The sequence below is a fragment of the Micromonospora sp. MGP-C2 genome (genome assembly GCF_057766525.1).
The window spans coordinates 897455-911784 of sequence record NZ_JBYMEN010000002.1; the positions used below are offsets into that span (position 1 = coordinate 897455).

Annotated in this window: 13 protein-coding genes, 2 pseudogenes and 1 riboswitch; of the genes and pseudogenes, 5 read left to right on the top strand and 10 right to left on the bottom strand. The window is 72.1% G+C overall.

Annotated features, from left to right (window positions below):
• Positions 1 to 19 precede the first annotated feature (19 nt).
• The 4 genes from AC3CF1_RS03820 to pdhA all read right to left on the bottom strand — a co-directional run bounded on the left by AC3CF1_RS03820 (position 20) and on the right by pdhA (position 5407).
• The gene (locus tag AC3CF1_RS03820) at positions 20 to 1699 is read right to left on the bottom strand and encodes a right-handed parallel beta-helix repeat-containing protein (RefSeq protein ID WP_231927402.1); all 1680 of its coding nucleotides are present in this window, start codon (positions 1697 to 1699) and stop codon (positions 20 to 22) included.
• Between the two features lie 167 nt (positions 1700 to 1866).
• Entirely contained in the window at positions 1867 to 3231 is a 1365-nt protein-coding gene (locus tag AC3CF1_RS03825; protein WP_354982016.1) for a dihydrolipoamide acetyltransferase family protein, read from the bottom strand.
• Positions 3228 to 4244 (bottom strand): alpha-ketoacid dehydrogenase subunit beta, encoded by a 1017-nt coding sequence (locus AC3CF1_RS03830; RefSeq protein WP_357860712.1) that lies wholly within the window; start codon positions 4242 to 4244, stop codon positions 3228 to 3230. The genes AC3CF1_RS03825 and AC3CF1_RS03830 overlap by 4 nt, the downstream gene beginning before the upstream one ends.
• Positions 4241 to 5407 (bottom strand): pyruvate dehydrogenase (acetyl-transferring) E1 component subunit alpha, encoded by a 1167-nt coding sequence (pdhA, locus tag AC3CF1_RS03835; protein ID WP_088948323.1) that lies wholly within the window; start codon positions 5405 to 5407, stop codon positions 4241 to 4243. Before pdhA ends, AC3CF1_RS03830 begins: the two co-directional genes overlap by 4 nt.
• 106 nt (positions 5408 to 5513) lie before the next feature.
• Here pdhA and AC3CF1_RS03840 point away from each other — a divergent pair, with 106 nt between their 5' ends.
• Positions 5514 to 6020, top strand: a complete 507-nt coding sequence (locus tag AC3CF1_RS03840; protein ID WP_088948324.1) for an Lrp/AsnC family transcriptional regulator — start codon at positions 5514 to 5516, stop codon at positions 6018 to 6020.
• Between the two features lie 4 nt (positions 6021 to 6024).
• On the opposite strand, the pseudogene AC3CF1_RS03845 reads toward AC3CF1_RS03840, so the two are convergent.
• The 3 genes and pseudogenes from AC3CF1_RS03845 to AC3CF1_RS03855 form a co-directional block, all read right to left on the bottom strand.
• Positions 6025 to 6159, bottom strand: a pseudogene (locus AC3CF1_RS03845) (ATP-dependent DNA ligase); the annotation flags it as partial.
• Positions 6160 to 6180: 21 nt separating this feature from the next.
• Complete coding sequence (locus AC3CF1_RS03850; protein ID WP_088948325.1) at positions 6181 to 6507, bottom strand: hypothetical protein; 327 nt, start codon at positions 6505 to 6507, stop codon at positions 6181 to 6183.
• A gap of 203 nt (positions 6508 to 6710) precedes the next feature.
• On the bottom strand, positions 6711 to 7733 hold the full coding sequence (locus AC3CF1_RS03855) for a DNA polymerase domain-containing protein (protein ID WP_354982063.1): 1023 nt from the start codon (positions 7731 to 7733) through the stop codon (positions 6711 to 6713).
• A 58-nt stretch (positions 7734 to 7791) separates the two neighbouring features.
• On the opposite strand from AC3CF1_RS03855, the gene AC3CF1_RS03860 reads away from it, so the two are divergent.
• From AC3CF1_RS03860 to AC3CF1_RS03870, 3 genes and pseudogenes are all read left to right on the top strand, one after another.
• A complete protein-coding gene (locus AC3CF1_RS03860) occupies positions 7792 to 8520 on the top strand; it encodes a histidine phosphatase family protein (RefSeq protein ID WP_099853847.1) in 729 nt (242 codons plus the stop codon).
• Positions 8504 to 9298 (top strand): annotated as a pseudogene (locus AC3CF1_RS03865) (NAD(P)H-hydrate dehydratase); the annotation flags it as partial. The gene AC3CF1_RS03860 and the pseudogene AC3CF1_RS03865, both read left to right, overlap by 17 nt.
• Before the next feature lie 154 nt (positions 9299 to 9452).
• The gene (locus tag AC3CF1_RS03870) at positions 9453 to 9953 is read left to right on the top strand and encodes a hemerythrin domain-containing protein (protein WP_354982018.1); all 501 of its coding nucleotides are present in this window, start codon (positions 9453 to 9455) and stop codon (positions 9951 to 9953) included.
• A gap of 58 nt (positions 9954 to 10011) precedes the next feature.
• Here the strand turns inward: AC3CF1_RS03870 and AC3CF1_RS03875 are convergent, their stop codons facing one another.
• Complete coding sequence (locus AC3CF1_RS03875) at positions 10012 to 10818, bottom strand: SDR family NAD(P)-dependent oxidoreductase (protein WP_488449539.1); 807 nt, start codon at positions 10816 to 10818, stop codon at positions 10012 to 10014.
• Between the two features lie 149 nt (positions 10819 to 10967).
• Positions 10968 to 11057: riboswitch (ZMP/ZTP riboswitch) on the top strand.
• Positions 11058 to 11076: 19 nt separating this feature from the next.
• Here AC3CF1_RS03875 and AC3CF1_RS03880 point away from each other — a divergent pair.
• Positions 11077 to 12513 (top strand): glycine hydroxymethyltransferase, encoded by a 1437-nt coding sequence (locus AC3CF1_RS03880; RefSeq protein ID WP_099853853.1) that lies wholly within the window; start codon positions 11077 to 11079, stop codon positions 12511 to 12513.
• Between the two features lie 158 nt (positions 12514 to 12671).
• On the opposite strand, the gene AC3CF1_RS03885 is transcribed toward AC3CF1_RS03880, so the two are convergent.
• Positions 12672 to 12932 carry a hypothetical protein gene (locus tag AC3CF1_RS03885; protein ID WP_327650566.1) on the bottom strand — a complete coding sequence of 87 codons (261 nt, stop codon included), beginning with the start codon at positions 12930 to 12932 and terminating at the stop codon, positions 12672 to 12674.
• Between the two features lie 67 nt (positions 12933 to 12999).
• Complete coding sequence (locus AC3CF1_RS03890; RefSeq protein WP_488449540.1) at positions 13000 to 14328, bottom strand: aminotransferase class I/II-fold pyridoxal phosphate-dependent enzyme; 1329 nt, start codon at positions 14326 to 14328, stop codon at positions 13000 to 13002.
• Positions 14329 to 14330 lie beyond the last annotated feature (2 nt).

A 14330-nucleotide genomic window follows, 5' to 3' on the forward strand; every position in this document is an offset into this window, starting at 1 on the left:
GCTGCCGCCGGGTGGTCGCTCAGGTCCAGTCGCTGTCGACGTGGTTGTCCCGCCAGCGTCCGCCCACCGGCGGGGTGTCGAGCTGCATCCCCTCGTCGGCGTTGCCGGCGAGGTCGTTGTCCTCGACCCGGCTGCCCACGCAACTGCCCCGATCGGTGATCCACAGCCCGTGCGTCTGGGTCTGGTGGTCGTGGTTGTCCCAGATCCGGTTGCCGCGGATGGTGGCCGAGTCGAACGGCGCGTCGATGGTGATGCCGGCCCGCCGCTTCGGCGCGGCAGCCAGTTCGTATCCACATCCCGGCGGCGGGATGTCCCCGCTCCACGCGCTGAACGCGTCCGGGCGGACCGGGGCGAGGGTGAGTTCGTCGCCGGTGTTGCCGGCGACCATGGCGACGGACCGTCCGACCCGCAGCATCTTGCCCCGGTGCCCGTCGTGCGGCCAGTTGGCCGACCGATCCACAACGGACCGCTCGCCGTAGCGCACGGCATCACCCGTCCCGCCGGTGCCTTCTGCGTACTGTCGCCCGTTGTTGCGGATCCGGTTGTTGAGCACCACCGCGTCGGTCATCTGGTGGTCGACCCGGACCGCGTCCAACCCGTTGCCCCAGATCTCGTTGCTCTCGATCACCACGTCCCGGATCGCGCCCTGGTAGCCGCGCCTGAGGTTGCGCGTGTGATAGCCGTGCTGGCCGTTGCCGCTGATCCGGTTGCCCCGGACGGTGTACGGGCCGGGGGTGTTGCCGATGCTGACCCCGTCGCGCAGGTTGCCGTCGATGACGCAGTCGGTGAGCAGCCCGCCCCGGCCGGCCACCGACGAGGTGCCCTGCGACGACACGTCGAAGCCGGTCTCCAGGTTGCCGGTCATCGTGCAGGCCGAGACGATCAGACCGTCGGCGCCCCAGTCGGAGATGCCGAACCGGTTGCCCTGACTGTGGCAGCCGATGATGCGGTAGCCGCGTGGCGGCTCCCAGTAGTCCTTCTGCAGCTCCAGGAAGATCCCGTTGGTGCCGTTGGCCAGGGCGGTGCAGTTGGCGATGGTCAGCCGCTCCACCGGGCCCCACCCGCCGATGCCGATCCCGATGCCGGCGCCGCCGATCTGCTCGCCGTTGTCGAGGCGACCACAGCCGACCACCACCACGCCGTCGATCAGGGAATCCTGGAGGAAGTCGCAGCCCAACCCGGTGGCGGCGGTGTGGTGGATGTAGAGGTTGCGGAACACTCCCCGCACCATGTACTGGATACCGAGGCCCTTGGCCAGGTAGCTGTACTCGGCCATCGCGACCCCGGAGCCGTCGATCTGGAAGTCGGAGAAGGTGCAGTCGGCGATGTGCCGGTCCCGGTCGGCGCCGTGCTGCACTGTGGTCCAGAAGGCCAGCGGCGTCGGATCGGCCCGGTTGCCCTCGTTGCTGAGCATGAACCGGGTCGCCGCCGGGCCGGCCCCGATCAAGGAGACACCGCTGCGCCACACCGTTCCCGCGTCCCGGATCGAGTAGATGCCCGGCGGGCAGTAGATGACGCGGGCCCGCCCGTCCGAGGCGTAACCGGCGCCGAGACGTTCCACGAGGGCGGCCAGCGCCGGCTGGTCATTGGTCGCGCCGTCACCGGTCAGCCCGTATTCCAGCGCGTCGCAATAGAGGGGCGCGCCCGCCGAGGCGGGTCGTCGTACCCGGACCGAGTTCAGTAGCAGCTCGTTCGCCACGGCCACAGGTGGCTCCCTTCGACGCGTGCGGTGCGTTCCGGCGGGGCCGACTTCCCGATGACACGGTCGGGAAACCCCCCGGGCCCGACGACGCACGCCGGGCAACCCCGGACATGGGTCGGCCCCGGCGCCGCACGGGCGGCGCCGGGACCGGGAGGTGTACGCCGTCAGACGGCGGCGATCAGCAACGCCGGGCGCTCCACGCAGTCGGCGACGTGGCGCAGGAAGCCACCGGCCACCCCGCCGTCGCAGACCCGGTGGTCGAAGGTGAGGCTGAGCTGGGTCACCTTGCGCACGGCGAGTTGCCCGTCGACCACCCATGGCTTGTCCACGATCCGCCCGACCCCGAGCAGTGCGGCCTCGGGGTGGTTGATGATCGGCGTGGAGCCGTCGACGCCGAACACCCCGTAGTTGTTCAGCGTGAACGTGCCTCCGGTCAGCCGGGCCGGCGGCAGGCTGCCGGCCCGCGCGGCGGCGGTGGTCGCCGCCAGTTCGGCGGCCAACTCGGCGGTGGTGAGCCGCTGGGCGTCGCGCAGCACCGGCACCAGCAGACCCCGGTCGGTCTGCGCGGCGATGCCGAGATGCACGCCGGCGGACTGGACGATCCGCTGCGCCTCGGTGTCGACCCGGGCGTTGAGCTGCGGGAACCGGCGTAGTCCGCTGAGGCAGATCCGGGCCAGCAGGGCCAGGAGGCTCACCGGCGCGTCGGGAGTCGCCGCGTTGATCGCCGCGCGGGTCTCCAGCAGCCCGGTGGCGTCCACGTCGACCCAGATGGTCACCTCGGGGATCTCCCGCCGGCTGCGGGAGAGCTTGTCGGCGATGACCTTGCGTACGCCGGTGAGCGGGATGATGACGTCGCCGTCCCCGGCCGGGGCCAGCGCGACGTGCGGGTCGGGCACGGCGGTGAGCCGGGCTGCTGGCACGGCCAGCGCCGCCTCCACGTCGGCGCGGCGGATCACCCCGCCCGGCCCGGTGCCCCGCACAGTGGCCAGGTCGAGGCCCTGCTCGCGGGCCAGCCGCCGCACGATCGGCGAGATGACCAGGGCGGTCGCCGCAGCTGCGGCGGGGCCACCGCCCGCGGTCGGACCGGTGTCGCCAGCCACGTCGGACCCGCGAGCGGGACCGGCAGTGGCCGGTTCGGGAGCCAGCGACAGCCGGGGTCGACGCCGACGCCGGGTGGCACCGCCGTGCCCGGTGCCGTAGCCGATCAGCACATTGCCGGAGCCGGCACGCTCCTCCTCGCGGTAGGTGGCGTGCCCGGCCGGCTCGTCGCCGCCGTCCAGGGGCGCGATGGTGATCAGCGGCTGGCCGACCGGACGTACCTCACCGGCCGCGCCGTGCAGGGTGACGACCCGGCCGGCGTACGGGCAGGGCACGTCCACGACCGCCTTGGCGGTCTCCACCTCGACCACGCTCTGGTCGACGGTGACGATGTCGCCCACGGCGACCCGCCACTCGACGATCTCGGCCTCGCTCAGCCCCTCGCCCAGGTCGGGCAGGAGGAAGACCTGCGTGCGCTCGACGGTGGTCATGCCGCGCTGCCCTGCGCCGCCCAGCGCGGGTCCGGCTGGTCGTCCCATTGCAACCGCGCCACCGCGTCGAGCACCCGGTCCACGCCGGGCAGGTGGGTGTGCTCCAGCATCGGCGCCGGGTACGGGATGTCCAGCCCGGCGACCCGCAGCACCGGGGCGTGCAGCGCGTGGAAGCACCGCTCCTGCACCCGGGCCGCGATCTCCGCGCCGACACCCGCGAAGCCCTGCGCCTCCTGGATCACCACGCACCGGCCGGTCCGCCGGACCGAGGCGGCGATGGTCTCGTCGTCGAACGGCACGATGGTGCGGACGTCGACGACCTCCAGGTCCCAGCCCTCCTCGCGGGCGGCCTCGGCGGCCTCCAGCGCGACCGGCACCGCCGGCCCGTACGCCACCAGGGTCGCGTCGCGTCCCGGCCGGCGCACGACGGCCCGCCCGAACGGCTCGGTCCGGGTCGGCAGGGCCGCCTCGGCGCTGCCGAAGTAGAGCTTCTTGGGCTCCATGAAGACCACCGGGTCGGGGTCGTCGATCGCCTCGCGCAGCAGCGAGTACGCGTCCTCGACGGTGGCCGGGGTGACCACCTTCAGCCCGGGGGTGTGCGCGTAGTACGCCTCGGACGAGTCGCAGTGGTGCTCGACCCCGCCGATGCCGCCGGCGTACGGCACTCGGATGACGATGGGCACGCTGAGCTTGCCCCGGGTGCGGTTGCGCAGCTTCGCCACGTGCGAGGCGATCTGCTCGAACGCCGGGTACGCGAACGCGTCGAACTGCATCTCGACGACCGGCCGCAGCCCGGACATGGCCAGGCCCACCGCGAAGCCGACGATGCCGGCCTCGGCGAGCGGGGTGTCGAAGCACCGTTTCTCGCCGAAGCGGGCCTGGAGGCCGTCGGTGATCCGGAAGACGCCACCGAGTTGACCGACGTCCTCACCGAAGACGACGACCCGGTCGTCGGCGGCGAGGGCGTCGGCGAGCGCGGCGTTGAGCGCCTTCGCCATGGTGGTGGCCATCAGGCGTCACCCTCCTCGTCGCGAGCGGCGGCCAGCTCGGCGCGGACCTGCTCGCGCTGTTCGATCAGCTGCGGGGTGGGTTCGGCGTAGACGTGGTCGAAGAGGCTCATCGGGTCCACGGTGGGCTGCTCGTTCATCCGGGTCCGCAGGTCCGCCGCGTACGCCTCGGCCTGCTCGGCGACCTCGGCGACCGCCGCGTCATCGAGCACACCGCGGGCGCGCAGGTAGGTCTCCAGGCGGGCGACCGGGTCCCGGTCACGCCAGGCGTCGACCTCGGCGCCGTCGCGGTAGCGGCTGGCGTCGTCGGCGTTGGTGTGCGCCTCCATCCGGTAGGTGTGCGCCTCGACGAGGAACGGCCCGTTGCCGGCGCGGGCGTGCGCGACCGCGCGGGTGAGGACGGCGAGCACGGCGACCGGGTCGTTGCCGTCGACCTGCTCGCTGGGTACGCCGTAGCCGACGCCCTTGTAGGCCAGCGACGGCGCGGCGGTCTGCCGGGACAGCGGGACGCTGATCGCGTACCGGTTGTTCTGCACGAAGAAGACCACCGGCGCCTTGAACACGGCCGCGAAGTTGATCCCCTCGTGGAAGTCACCCTCGCTGGTCGCGCCGTCCCCGATGAACGCCAGCGCCACAGTGTCGCGCCCCTGGTACGCCTCGCCGTGCGCGAGGCCGGCGGCGTGCACGCACTGGGTGGCGAGTGGGGTGCACTGCGGCGCGGTGTGCACCTCGGTCGGGTCGTAACCGCAGTGCCAGTCGCCGCGCAGCAGGGTGAGCACCTCGACCGGGTCGATGCCCCGGGCAACCAGCGCCATCGACTCGCGGTAGGTGGGGAAGACCCAGTCGGTGTCGCGGACCGCGAGAACCGCGCCGACCTGGCACGCCTCCTGGCCCCGCGAGGACGGGTAGACGGCCAGCCGGCCCTGCTTGGTCAGGGCGGTCGCCTGGGTGTCGAAGCGGCGGCCGAGCACCATCCGGCGGTACAGCTCGCGCAGCACCTCGACGGGCGGCTCCGGATAGTCGGTGCGGGCCGGCAGCGGCGTGCCGGTCGGGTCGAGCAGGCGGACGGGTTCGGTGTTCGGCAGCAGCGGGCGCGCCGGGTCGGGCGGGGTGGCCGCCCGACGGGTGCGCGGGGATGCCCTGCGGACCGCCTGGGGAGTGGTCGTCACGGCGGAACCTCCTGGGACGTGTGGTGAGCCTATGCTTCCGCCTGTTGGATGATTGACTCAAGATCCACGTAGAAGGCGGGACGGTTGGCATGGGGAGGGACCGGCAGTGAGCCAGGAGACCGCAGACGGCGCGGGCCGGGCGGCGGGATCGGGACGATCGGCCCGAGCCCTGGACGAGGTGGACCGGCGGATCCTCGACGAGCTGGTCCGGGACGGTCGGACGTCGGTGCGCACCCTCGCCGAGCGGATCCACATCTCCCGCACCAACGCGTACGCGCGGGTGGAGCGGCTGCTGCGCGACGGGGTGATCACCGGCTTCCGGGCCCAGGTGGCACCCGAGGCGGCCGGGCTGGGCACCTCGGCGTACGTCGCGTTGACGATCGAGCAGAACACCTGGAGGGAGGTGTCGGCCGAGCTGGCCCGGGTCCGCTACATCGAGCACGCCGCGCTGCTCGGTGGCGACCACGACGTGCTCGCGCTGGTCCGCGCGCCGGACAACGCCGCACTGCGGGATGTGGTGCTGGGCCGGGTGCAGAGCATCCCGGGGGTGTTGTCCACCCGCACCTGGTTGGTGTTCGAGGAGTTCGACGGGGCCGGCAGCCCCTGGGCCTGAGCGCTCAGCGCTCCGGTGGGGCCTCCAGCCCGTCCCTGTCGGCCAGCTCCAGCAACGGCTCCAGCGAGTGCCGGTCGCCGTCCAGGCCGGCGTGCGGGTCGCCACGCTCGGCGAAGCGGGCCGGCATGCTGAGCACGTCGACGGCGAGGTTGCCGCTCGGTCAGGCGATCAGCAGCGCGCCGACCACGATCAGTGGCAGCCCGACGAAGAGGAAGATGCCGACCCCGGTGAGCACCCGCCCGCCGCCGGCCGTCTCGCGCTCCGATGCGGCGCCGAAGATGGCGCGCGGGCCCAGCATGCCGATCCGACTCATCGTCAGGTCACCCGTCACACCGAGGAGCCCACCCACCACTATCAACGCGATGCCCAGCCGGTTGGTGTACTCGCCGCCGGCGACCGCCACCCAGATCGCTGCCGCGACCGCGACCAGCACCCCGGCGATCACGAACAACAGAAGCGCTTCCCGCAGACCTCGCACGATCGTCACATCGACACATCCCCACCAGTTGCCCCGGACACATTGTTCCGCATCGAACCGTCGTGGCGCTGCCCCCAAGCCGACAACTGTGGCTGGCGCACCGCGCTGGTGGTCGGCGGCTCCCCCTTGACCCCGCGCAGTGTTGCCCGCCGGAGTGGCCGCGCCGGGCGCCTTCGACGGGGCCGCCAGCCCCTGGTCGTGACGGCCGGGGCTCAGCGTTCCGGCGGGGCCTCCAGCCCGTCCCGGTCGGCCAGCTCCAGCAACGGCTCCAGCGAGTGCCGGTCGCCGTCCAGGCCGGCGTGCGGGTCGCCACGCTCGGCGAAGCGGGCCGGCATGCTGAGCACGTCGAAGTCCTCCGGGCGGGCGTCGTCCAGCTCCGCCCACTCCAGCGGCGCCGACACCAGGGCCTGCGGTGTCGGCCGGATCGAGTACGCCGACGTCACCGTGTGGTCGCGGGCCATCTGGTTGTAGTCGATGAAGACCGGCCGGTCGCGTTGGTCGCGCCACCAGGTGGTGGTGACCAGGTCCGGCAACCGGCGTTGCATCTCCCGACCCAGGGCGAGCACCGCCCGGCGACACTCACCGAAGCTCCACCGCGGCTCGATCGACAGGTAGACGTGCAGGCCCCGCCCACCGGTGGTCTTCGGGTAGCCGGTCATCCCCAGCTCGGCGAGGAACGCGTTGACCTCGCGGGCCACCGGCACCACCTGCTCGAAGCCGACGCCGGGCATCGGGTCGAGGTCGATGCGCAGCTGGTCGGGGCGTTCCACGTCCGAGGCGCTGACCGGCCACGGGTGGAAACGCAACGTGCCCAGGTTGGCCGCCCAGATCACCACGGCCAGCTCGCTCGGGGCGATCTCGTCGGCGGTACGGCCACTGGGGAAGGTGATGTGCGCGGTGCGTACCCACTCGGGCGCGCCCGCCGGCAGTCGTTTCTGGTAGAACGCGTCGCCCCGGTTGGTCTGTCGGGTGGCGATCGTCGCGCCCTCGAAGACACCGCGAGGCCAGCGCTCCAGCATCGTCGGCCGGTCCCGCAGGGCGCGCAGGATGCCGTCACCGACCGCCAGGAAGTAGTGGACCACGTCCAGCTTGGTCAGCCCACGCTCCGGGAAGTAGGGCTTGTCGGGGCTGGAGACGCGCACCAGCCGCTCCCCCACCTGGATCTCCTCGGCCGCCGTCGCCACGCCACCGAGGGTACGACCTGCGCACACGCCGGACGCCCACCGAGCGGACATCGGCATGGCGGATCACCGGACACGGTTACCGTCGGTGGCGCCCGGGTAGGGGTGCCGCATGGCGGAACTGGCAACCCTCTGGATCGTCCGACACGGCGAGAGCACCGCGAACGTCGCGGCGACGCACGCCGAGGCGTCGGGCGCGGAGCTGATCGACCTGACCCACCGCGACGCCGACGTGCCGCTCTCCGCGACCGGCGAGGACCAGGCCCGGGCGACCGGCCGTTGGCTGGCCGAGCTGCCGGACGCGAAGCGCCCGGACGTGGCGGTGGTGTCGCCGTACCTGCGCGCCGTGCAGACCTCCCGACTGGCGCTGGCCGGCACCGACATTCCCGTCCACCGCGACGAGCGGCTGCGCGACCGGGAGCTGGGCATCCTCGACGGGCTGACCGGGCACGGGGTACGGCGGCGGCACCCGGACGAGGCCGACCGTCGGGAGCGGTTGGGCAAGTTCTACTACCGGCCGCCGGGCGGCGAGTCCTGGACGGACGTGGCGTTGCGGCTGCGGACGCTGCTGGGCGACCTGCGCCGTGACCACGAGGGTAGCCGGGTGCTGCTCTTCGGCCACGACGCGCTGGTCTTCCTGCTTCGTTATCTGGTGGAGGGGTTGACTGAGGATGAGCTGATGGCGCTCACCCGCCAGGAGGTGATCGCCAACTGTTCGATCACCGAGTGGTCGGCCGACGAGGGCCGACTGGCGCTCACCGCGTTCAACCGTGTCGAGCACCTGCGTCAGCAGGGCGCCCGGCCAACCAGGGAGGACGAGATCCATGCCGAGCCGGTCTGAGGTGAAGGTGATCACGCCGGGGCTGCTGCGGGACTGGGCACTGCCGGTGCCGGCCGGAGGCAAGGAGAGCCGCGGCACCGTGCTGGTCGTCGGCGGCTCCCGTTTCACCCCCGGAGCGGTGCTCCTCGCCGGGGTGGCCGCGTTGCGCGCCGGGGCCGGGGTGCTCCAGCTCGCCGCCGCCGAGTCCACCGCCGCCACGCTGAGCATCGAGGTGCCCGAGGCGCTGGTGGTCGGCTTGCCGGAGACCGCCGACGGCGCGGTCGCCGCCGACCGGGACGGCCAGCTCGGCGAGCTGGTGGCACAGGCCGACGTGGTGGCCCTCGGCCCCGGGCTGAAAGCGATCGACGAGACCAACCGCCTGCTGAGCCTGGTCCTGGACGCGGCCCGGCCGCAGACGTCACTGGTGCTCGACGCGTACGCGCTCGGTGCCCTCAGCCACGCACCGGACCTGCTGGTCGGCTCGGGCCGGCCCGTGGTGCTCACGCCCAACGTCACCGAGGCCGGGCACCTGCTCGGGCGGGATCCGGGCGACGACCTGGACGCCGAGGCGGCCGAGCTGGCCGTCCGCTACGAGGCGGTCGTCTCGTTGTACGGGCACGTGGCCGCCCCCGACGGGCGGGGCTGGCGGGAGGAGAGCGGCGACGCCGGGCTGGGCACCTCGGGCAGCGGGGACGTGCTCGCGGGGTTGCTGGCGGGGCTGCTGTCCCGGGGAGCCGACCCGGCTCAGGCCGCCTGCTGGGGCTCGTTCGCGCACGCGGTGAGCGGTCAGCGGCTGATCCCCCGGTACGGCCGGATCGGCTTTCTGGCTCGGGAGTTGCTCGACGAGATCCCCGCACCCTGGCGATGGTCTGAGGCGGTTTCACCTGTTTTCCGCGTTCGGCGTGGGGGTACCGGAACCCCACCAGCCGAGACTTTTCAGGGAGGTCATACCGGTGTCGACCGATGCCATCGTCCTGCTCAAAGAGGACCACAAGGAGATGCGCCGCCTGTTCAAGGCCTTCCAGGATGCCGAGGAGGGGCCGGCGAGCAAGCGGCAGAAGCTGGTCGGGCAGATCATCGAGGCCCTGACCGTGCACACCTACCTCGAGAACGAGGTGATGTACCCGGAGGTCCGCCAGCTGCTGCCCGACCTGGAGGACGACATCCTCGAGTCGTACGAGGAGCACCACGTGGCCGACGTGCTCTGCGCCGAACTGGCCGCCATGGACGCGGACCACGAGCACTTCAACGCCAAGACGACGGTGCTGATCGAGAACGTGACGCACCACGTCGAGGAGGAGGAAGAAGAGTGGTTCCCCAAGGTCCGCGAGGCCCTGGGTCGTAAGCAGTTGCAGGAGATCGGCGAGAAGATGATCGCGCTGCGGGCGGACGCCCCTCGTACGCCCAGTGACCCGAAGGCGATCAAGAAGGCGATCGACGCGGTGACCGCCTGAGGCGCCTGCTCACGACGAAGGGCCCGGCACGATGCCGGGCCCTTCGTCGTGCACCGGGTCAGTCGCCCGAACCCGGCTCGGCCATCCGGCGGTGCTGTTCGGCCTTGAGCTTGTCCGGGATGATCTTGCCGGCAGCGGTCTGCACCTTGTTCATCAGCGAACCCGCGGTGACCGTCTGATCGCCCTTCATCAGCGCCTCGAAGCCCTGCGCGGCGACCTTCGCCGGGTCGTCCTTGGAGCCCGAGCCGACCCGGGTGTCCTCCATGTCGGCCCGATCGAAGAACTCGGTGTCGGTCGGCCCGGGCATCAGCGAGGTCACCGTGACACCGGTGTCCTTCAACTCGTTGCGCAGCGCCTCGGCGAAGGACTGCACGAACGACTTCGAGGCGTTGTACACCGCCTGGAAGGGCCCCGGCATGGTCGAGGCGATCGACGAGGTGAACAGCACCCGGCCGGTGCCCCGCTCGACCATGCCGGGCAGCAACCGCTTCGCCAGGTGCACCGTCGAGCGGACGTTGAGGTCGACGACCTCCAACTCGTCGCGCAGGTCGGTGCCGCCGACGAAGGCGCCGCCAGCGCCCCAGCCGGCGTTGAGCGCCAGGGCGTCCACCGGGCGACCGGTGGCGGCGATCGTGGACGCCAACTCCTCCACGCCCTGCTCACGGGCCAGGTCGACACGGACGGGCTGGACCTCCGGGCCTCCGTCGCGGCGCAGCTTCTCGGCCGCCGACGAGATGCCGTCGTCTTCGGCGACCACGATGAGGTCGAAACCGTGCTCGGCGAACTGCACCGCCAGTTCGTACCCGATTCCGCTGGACGCCCCGGTCACCACGGCGAGCGGCCGGTCGGTGGACGGTGTGGTCATGATGGGTGACTCCTCTCGTGCGGGTGGCGGCGGTCGTACCGGCAGGGGTGACCGCTCCCTACCGTGTGCCCCGACGTCGGCCGCCCAACCCTTCCGACGCGCGGCGTGCGGAGGTCGCCCGGGACGGCCCCGGCCGGCCCGGTAGGATCGGACCGGGCCGTTACTGGCGCGTGGGGATGGACAACCATCGGGGAGCGGCCCCGTCATGAGGACGTTTGCCGAGCGCCTGGGCCTTCCCGCACGTCTGTTGGAGGTCGCATGTCGCGCAACGCCGAGTCCACCGCATTCCGTAGTGCCCTTGAGGTGATCCGGGCTGTCGAGCCGCGGGTGGCCGACGCCATCGGCGCCGAGCTGACCGACCAGCGGGAGTCGCTCAAGCTCATCGCCAGCGAGAACTACGCCTCCCCGGCGACCCTGCTCGCCATGGGCAACTGGTTCAGCGACAAGTACGCCGAGGGCACCGTCGGCCGCCGCTTCTACGCCGGCTGCCAGAACGTCGACACGGTCGAGGCGCTCGCCGCCGAGCACGCCCGGGAGCTGTTCGGCGCCGCGCACGCGTACGTGCAACCGCACTCGGGCATCGACGCCAACCTGGTGGCTTTCTGGGCCGTGCTGGCCGACCGGGTGGAGTCCCCCGCCCTGAAGAAGGCGCAGGTCCGCCACGTCAACGACCTCACCGAGGCCGACTGGTTCACGCTTCGCCGTGAGCTGGGCAACCAGCGGATGCTCGGCATGTCGCTGGACGCGGGTGGCCACCTCACCCACGGGTTCCGGCCGAACATCTCCGGCAAGATGTTCGACCAGCGCAGCTACGGCACCGACCCGGCGACCGGTCTGATCGACTACGACCGGGTGGCCGAGGCGGCCCGCGAGTTCAAGCCGCTGATCCTGGTCGGCGGCTACTCGGCGTACCCGCGGAAGGTGAACTTCCGGATCCTGCGGGAGATCGCCGACTCGGTCGGGGCGACCTTCATGGTCGACATGGCGCACTTCGCCGGCCTGGTCGCCGGCAAGGTCTTCACCGGCGACTTCGACCCGGTGCCGCACGCCCACATCGTCACGACCACCACCCACAAGTCGCTGCGCGGCCCGCGCGGCGGCATGGTGCTCTGCCAGCCGGAGCTGGCCGACCAGGTGGACCGGGGCTGCCCGATGGTGCTCGGCGGTCCGCTGCCGCACGTGATGGCCGCGAAGGCGGTCGCCCTCGCGGAGGCACGCCGGCCCGACTTCGCCGACTACGCCCAGCGGATCGTGGACAACGCGCAGGCGCTCGCCGAGGGGCTGCTGCGGCGGGGCGCGAAGCTGGTCACCGGCGGCACCGACAACCACCTGGTGCTGATCGACGTGTCCGGTTACGGGCTCACCGGCCGGCAGGCCGAGCAGGCTCTCCTGGACTCGGGCATCGTCACCAACCGCAACTCGGTCCCGCAGGACCCGAACGGGGCCTGGTACACGTCCGGCATCCGGGTCGGCACGCCCGCCCTGACCACCCGGGGGCTCGGCACCGCCGAGATGGACCAGACCGCGGAGCTGATGCACACCGTGCTGACGCAGACCACCGCCGGCGCCAACGCCGACGGCACCCCGTCGAAGGCGAAGTACACGCTCGACCCGGCCCTGGCCGACAAGGTCGCCCGCCAGGCCACCGACCTGCTGGCCCCGCACCCCCTCTACCCGGCGATCGACCTGACCTGACCGGCCGTGGCTGCGGTCCCGGCTGCGGTCCCGGCTGCGGTCCCGGACGCGTCGATCATGGAGTTGTGGTGCCCGAAACGGGCGGATGCACGGCGTTCGTCCACCACCACAACTCCATGATCGACGACGCGGGTGGGGCTCGGGGGCGTCGCAGGCGGTTAGTTTATGGGGCGCTTCAGGTGGTAGCGGTGGACCTCGGTGCTTCCCTGGACGTTGTTCACGTCCTCGGCGGCGGAGACCAGCTCCCATCCCTCCCGGCCGGCGCGGTTGAGGTGCGCGATGGCGGTGTCACCGAAGGCGGTGATGTCCTTACGGGACCCGTCCGGCGCGTACCAGACGAACGAGACATGGAAATTGCGGCCCTGTCCCTGATAGCGGCGGACGAGCAGGGCGTACTCCCAGGCAACCATGCGGCCTATTATGACCGTCCAACCAGGACGCCGGCACGCGGGTCGTCGCGCATTGCCATCCGATGAACGCGCTGTGTCAACCCGCCCGGCGGGCCACCTCGTCGGTGATCAGGGCGGCCAGGCGGTCCAGCCCGACGTCGATCTGTTGTGGTGTCACCGCGCTGACCGACAGCCGCAGCGCGCACACCGGCGCGGTGTCGTCGTAGAAGTGCGCCATCGGCGTCCACAGCACCCCGTAGTCGCGGGCCGAACGGTCCAGCAGCGCGTCGTCGACCGGAAACGGCACTGTCACCACCACGAAGAACCCGCCGGCCGGCACCGTCCAGCGCACCGCCGCCGGGCCGCCCGCCCGGCCCGGGAACCGCCGGCGCAGCCCGGTCACCAGATGGCGCAGATTCCGGGTGTACGCGGAACGCTCCCGGGTGTTCGCGGCCACCAGGCTGCACCCGTTCTCCAGCAGCCGGCCGCCGATCACCGCCTGCGCGATCGGTGACGTGTTCACCGTGACCATGCTCTTGATCATGGCGAGCTGGTCCGCGAGCGGGCCGACCCGGCCGTCCGGCCCGGCCACCCGCTGGTCGGCGACCACGTAACCGACCCGCGCCCCGGGCAGCACGGTCTTCGCGAACGAGCCGAGGTAGACGACCCGGCGCCCGGTGTCCAACGCCTTGAGGGTGGGCGGGCGCGGCCCGTCGGCGGAGTGGAACAGCCCGTACGGGTTGTCCTCCAGCAGCAGCAGGTCCTCCTCGGCGGCCAGCGTGAGCAACCGTCGCCGGTCCTCCGCCGAGATGCTGACCCCGGACGGGTTGGCGAAGTCCGGCATCACGTAACAGGCACGCGGCCGGAGCCCCGCCGCCCGGGCCCGCCGCACCTGGGCCGACAGGTCGGCCAGGTCCACCCCGGACGGTCCGCCGGCAACCGGCCACACCGGCAGGTCGACCAGCCGGGCCGCCCCGGTCAGCCCGACGTAGGTCGGGGCGACCGCGAGCAGCACATCCTCCGGTCCGGCGCGCAACGCCCGCAGCACCAGGAACATCGCCTCCTGGCAGCCGACGGTCACCACGACGGCCTCCGGGTCGACGGTGATCCCCTCGTCGACCGCGAGGTTGCGGGCGATCAGGTGGTGCACGATGCCCTTGGTCCGGCCGTACTGCAGCAGCAGCCGCCGGGCCTGCTCGGACGAGTGACCGAGGTCGTCGGTTAGGTGCCGGTGGAACGTGTCCAGGTGCCGGTGCACCGCCGCGAGGTCGAAGAACTCCTCGTACGGCCGGCCGGCCGCCAGCGACACCGCCGCCGGGTAACGCTCGGACACCTCGTTGAGGAAGTTCATCGAGGTCAGCGCCGGATCGCCCAGCGCGGGGTGCAGGTCGGCGACGGCCAGGTCGACCGACTCGGTGGCAGTCACCG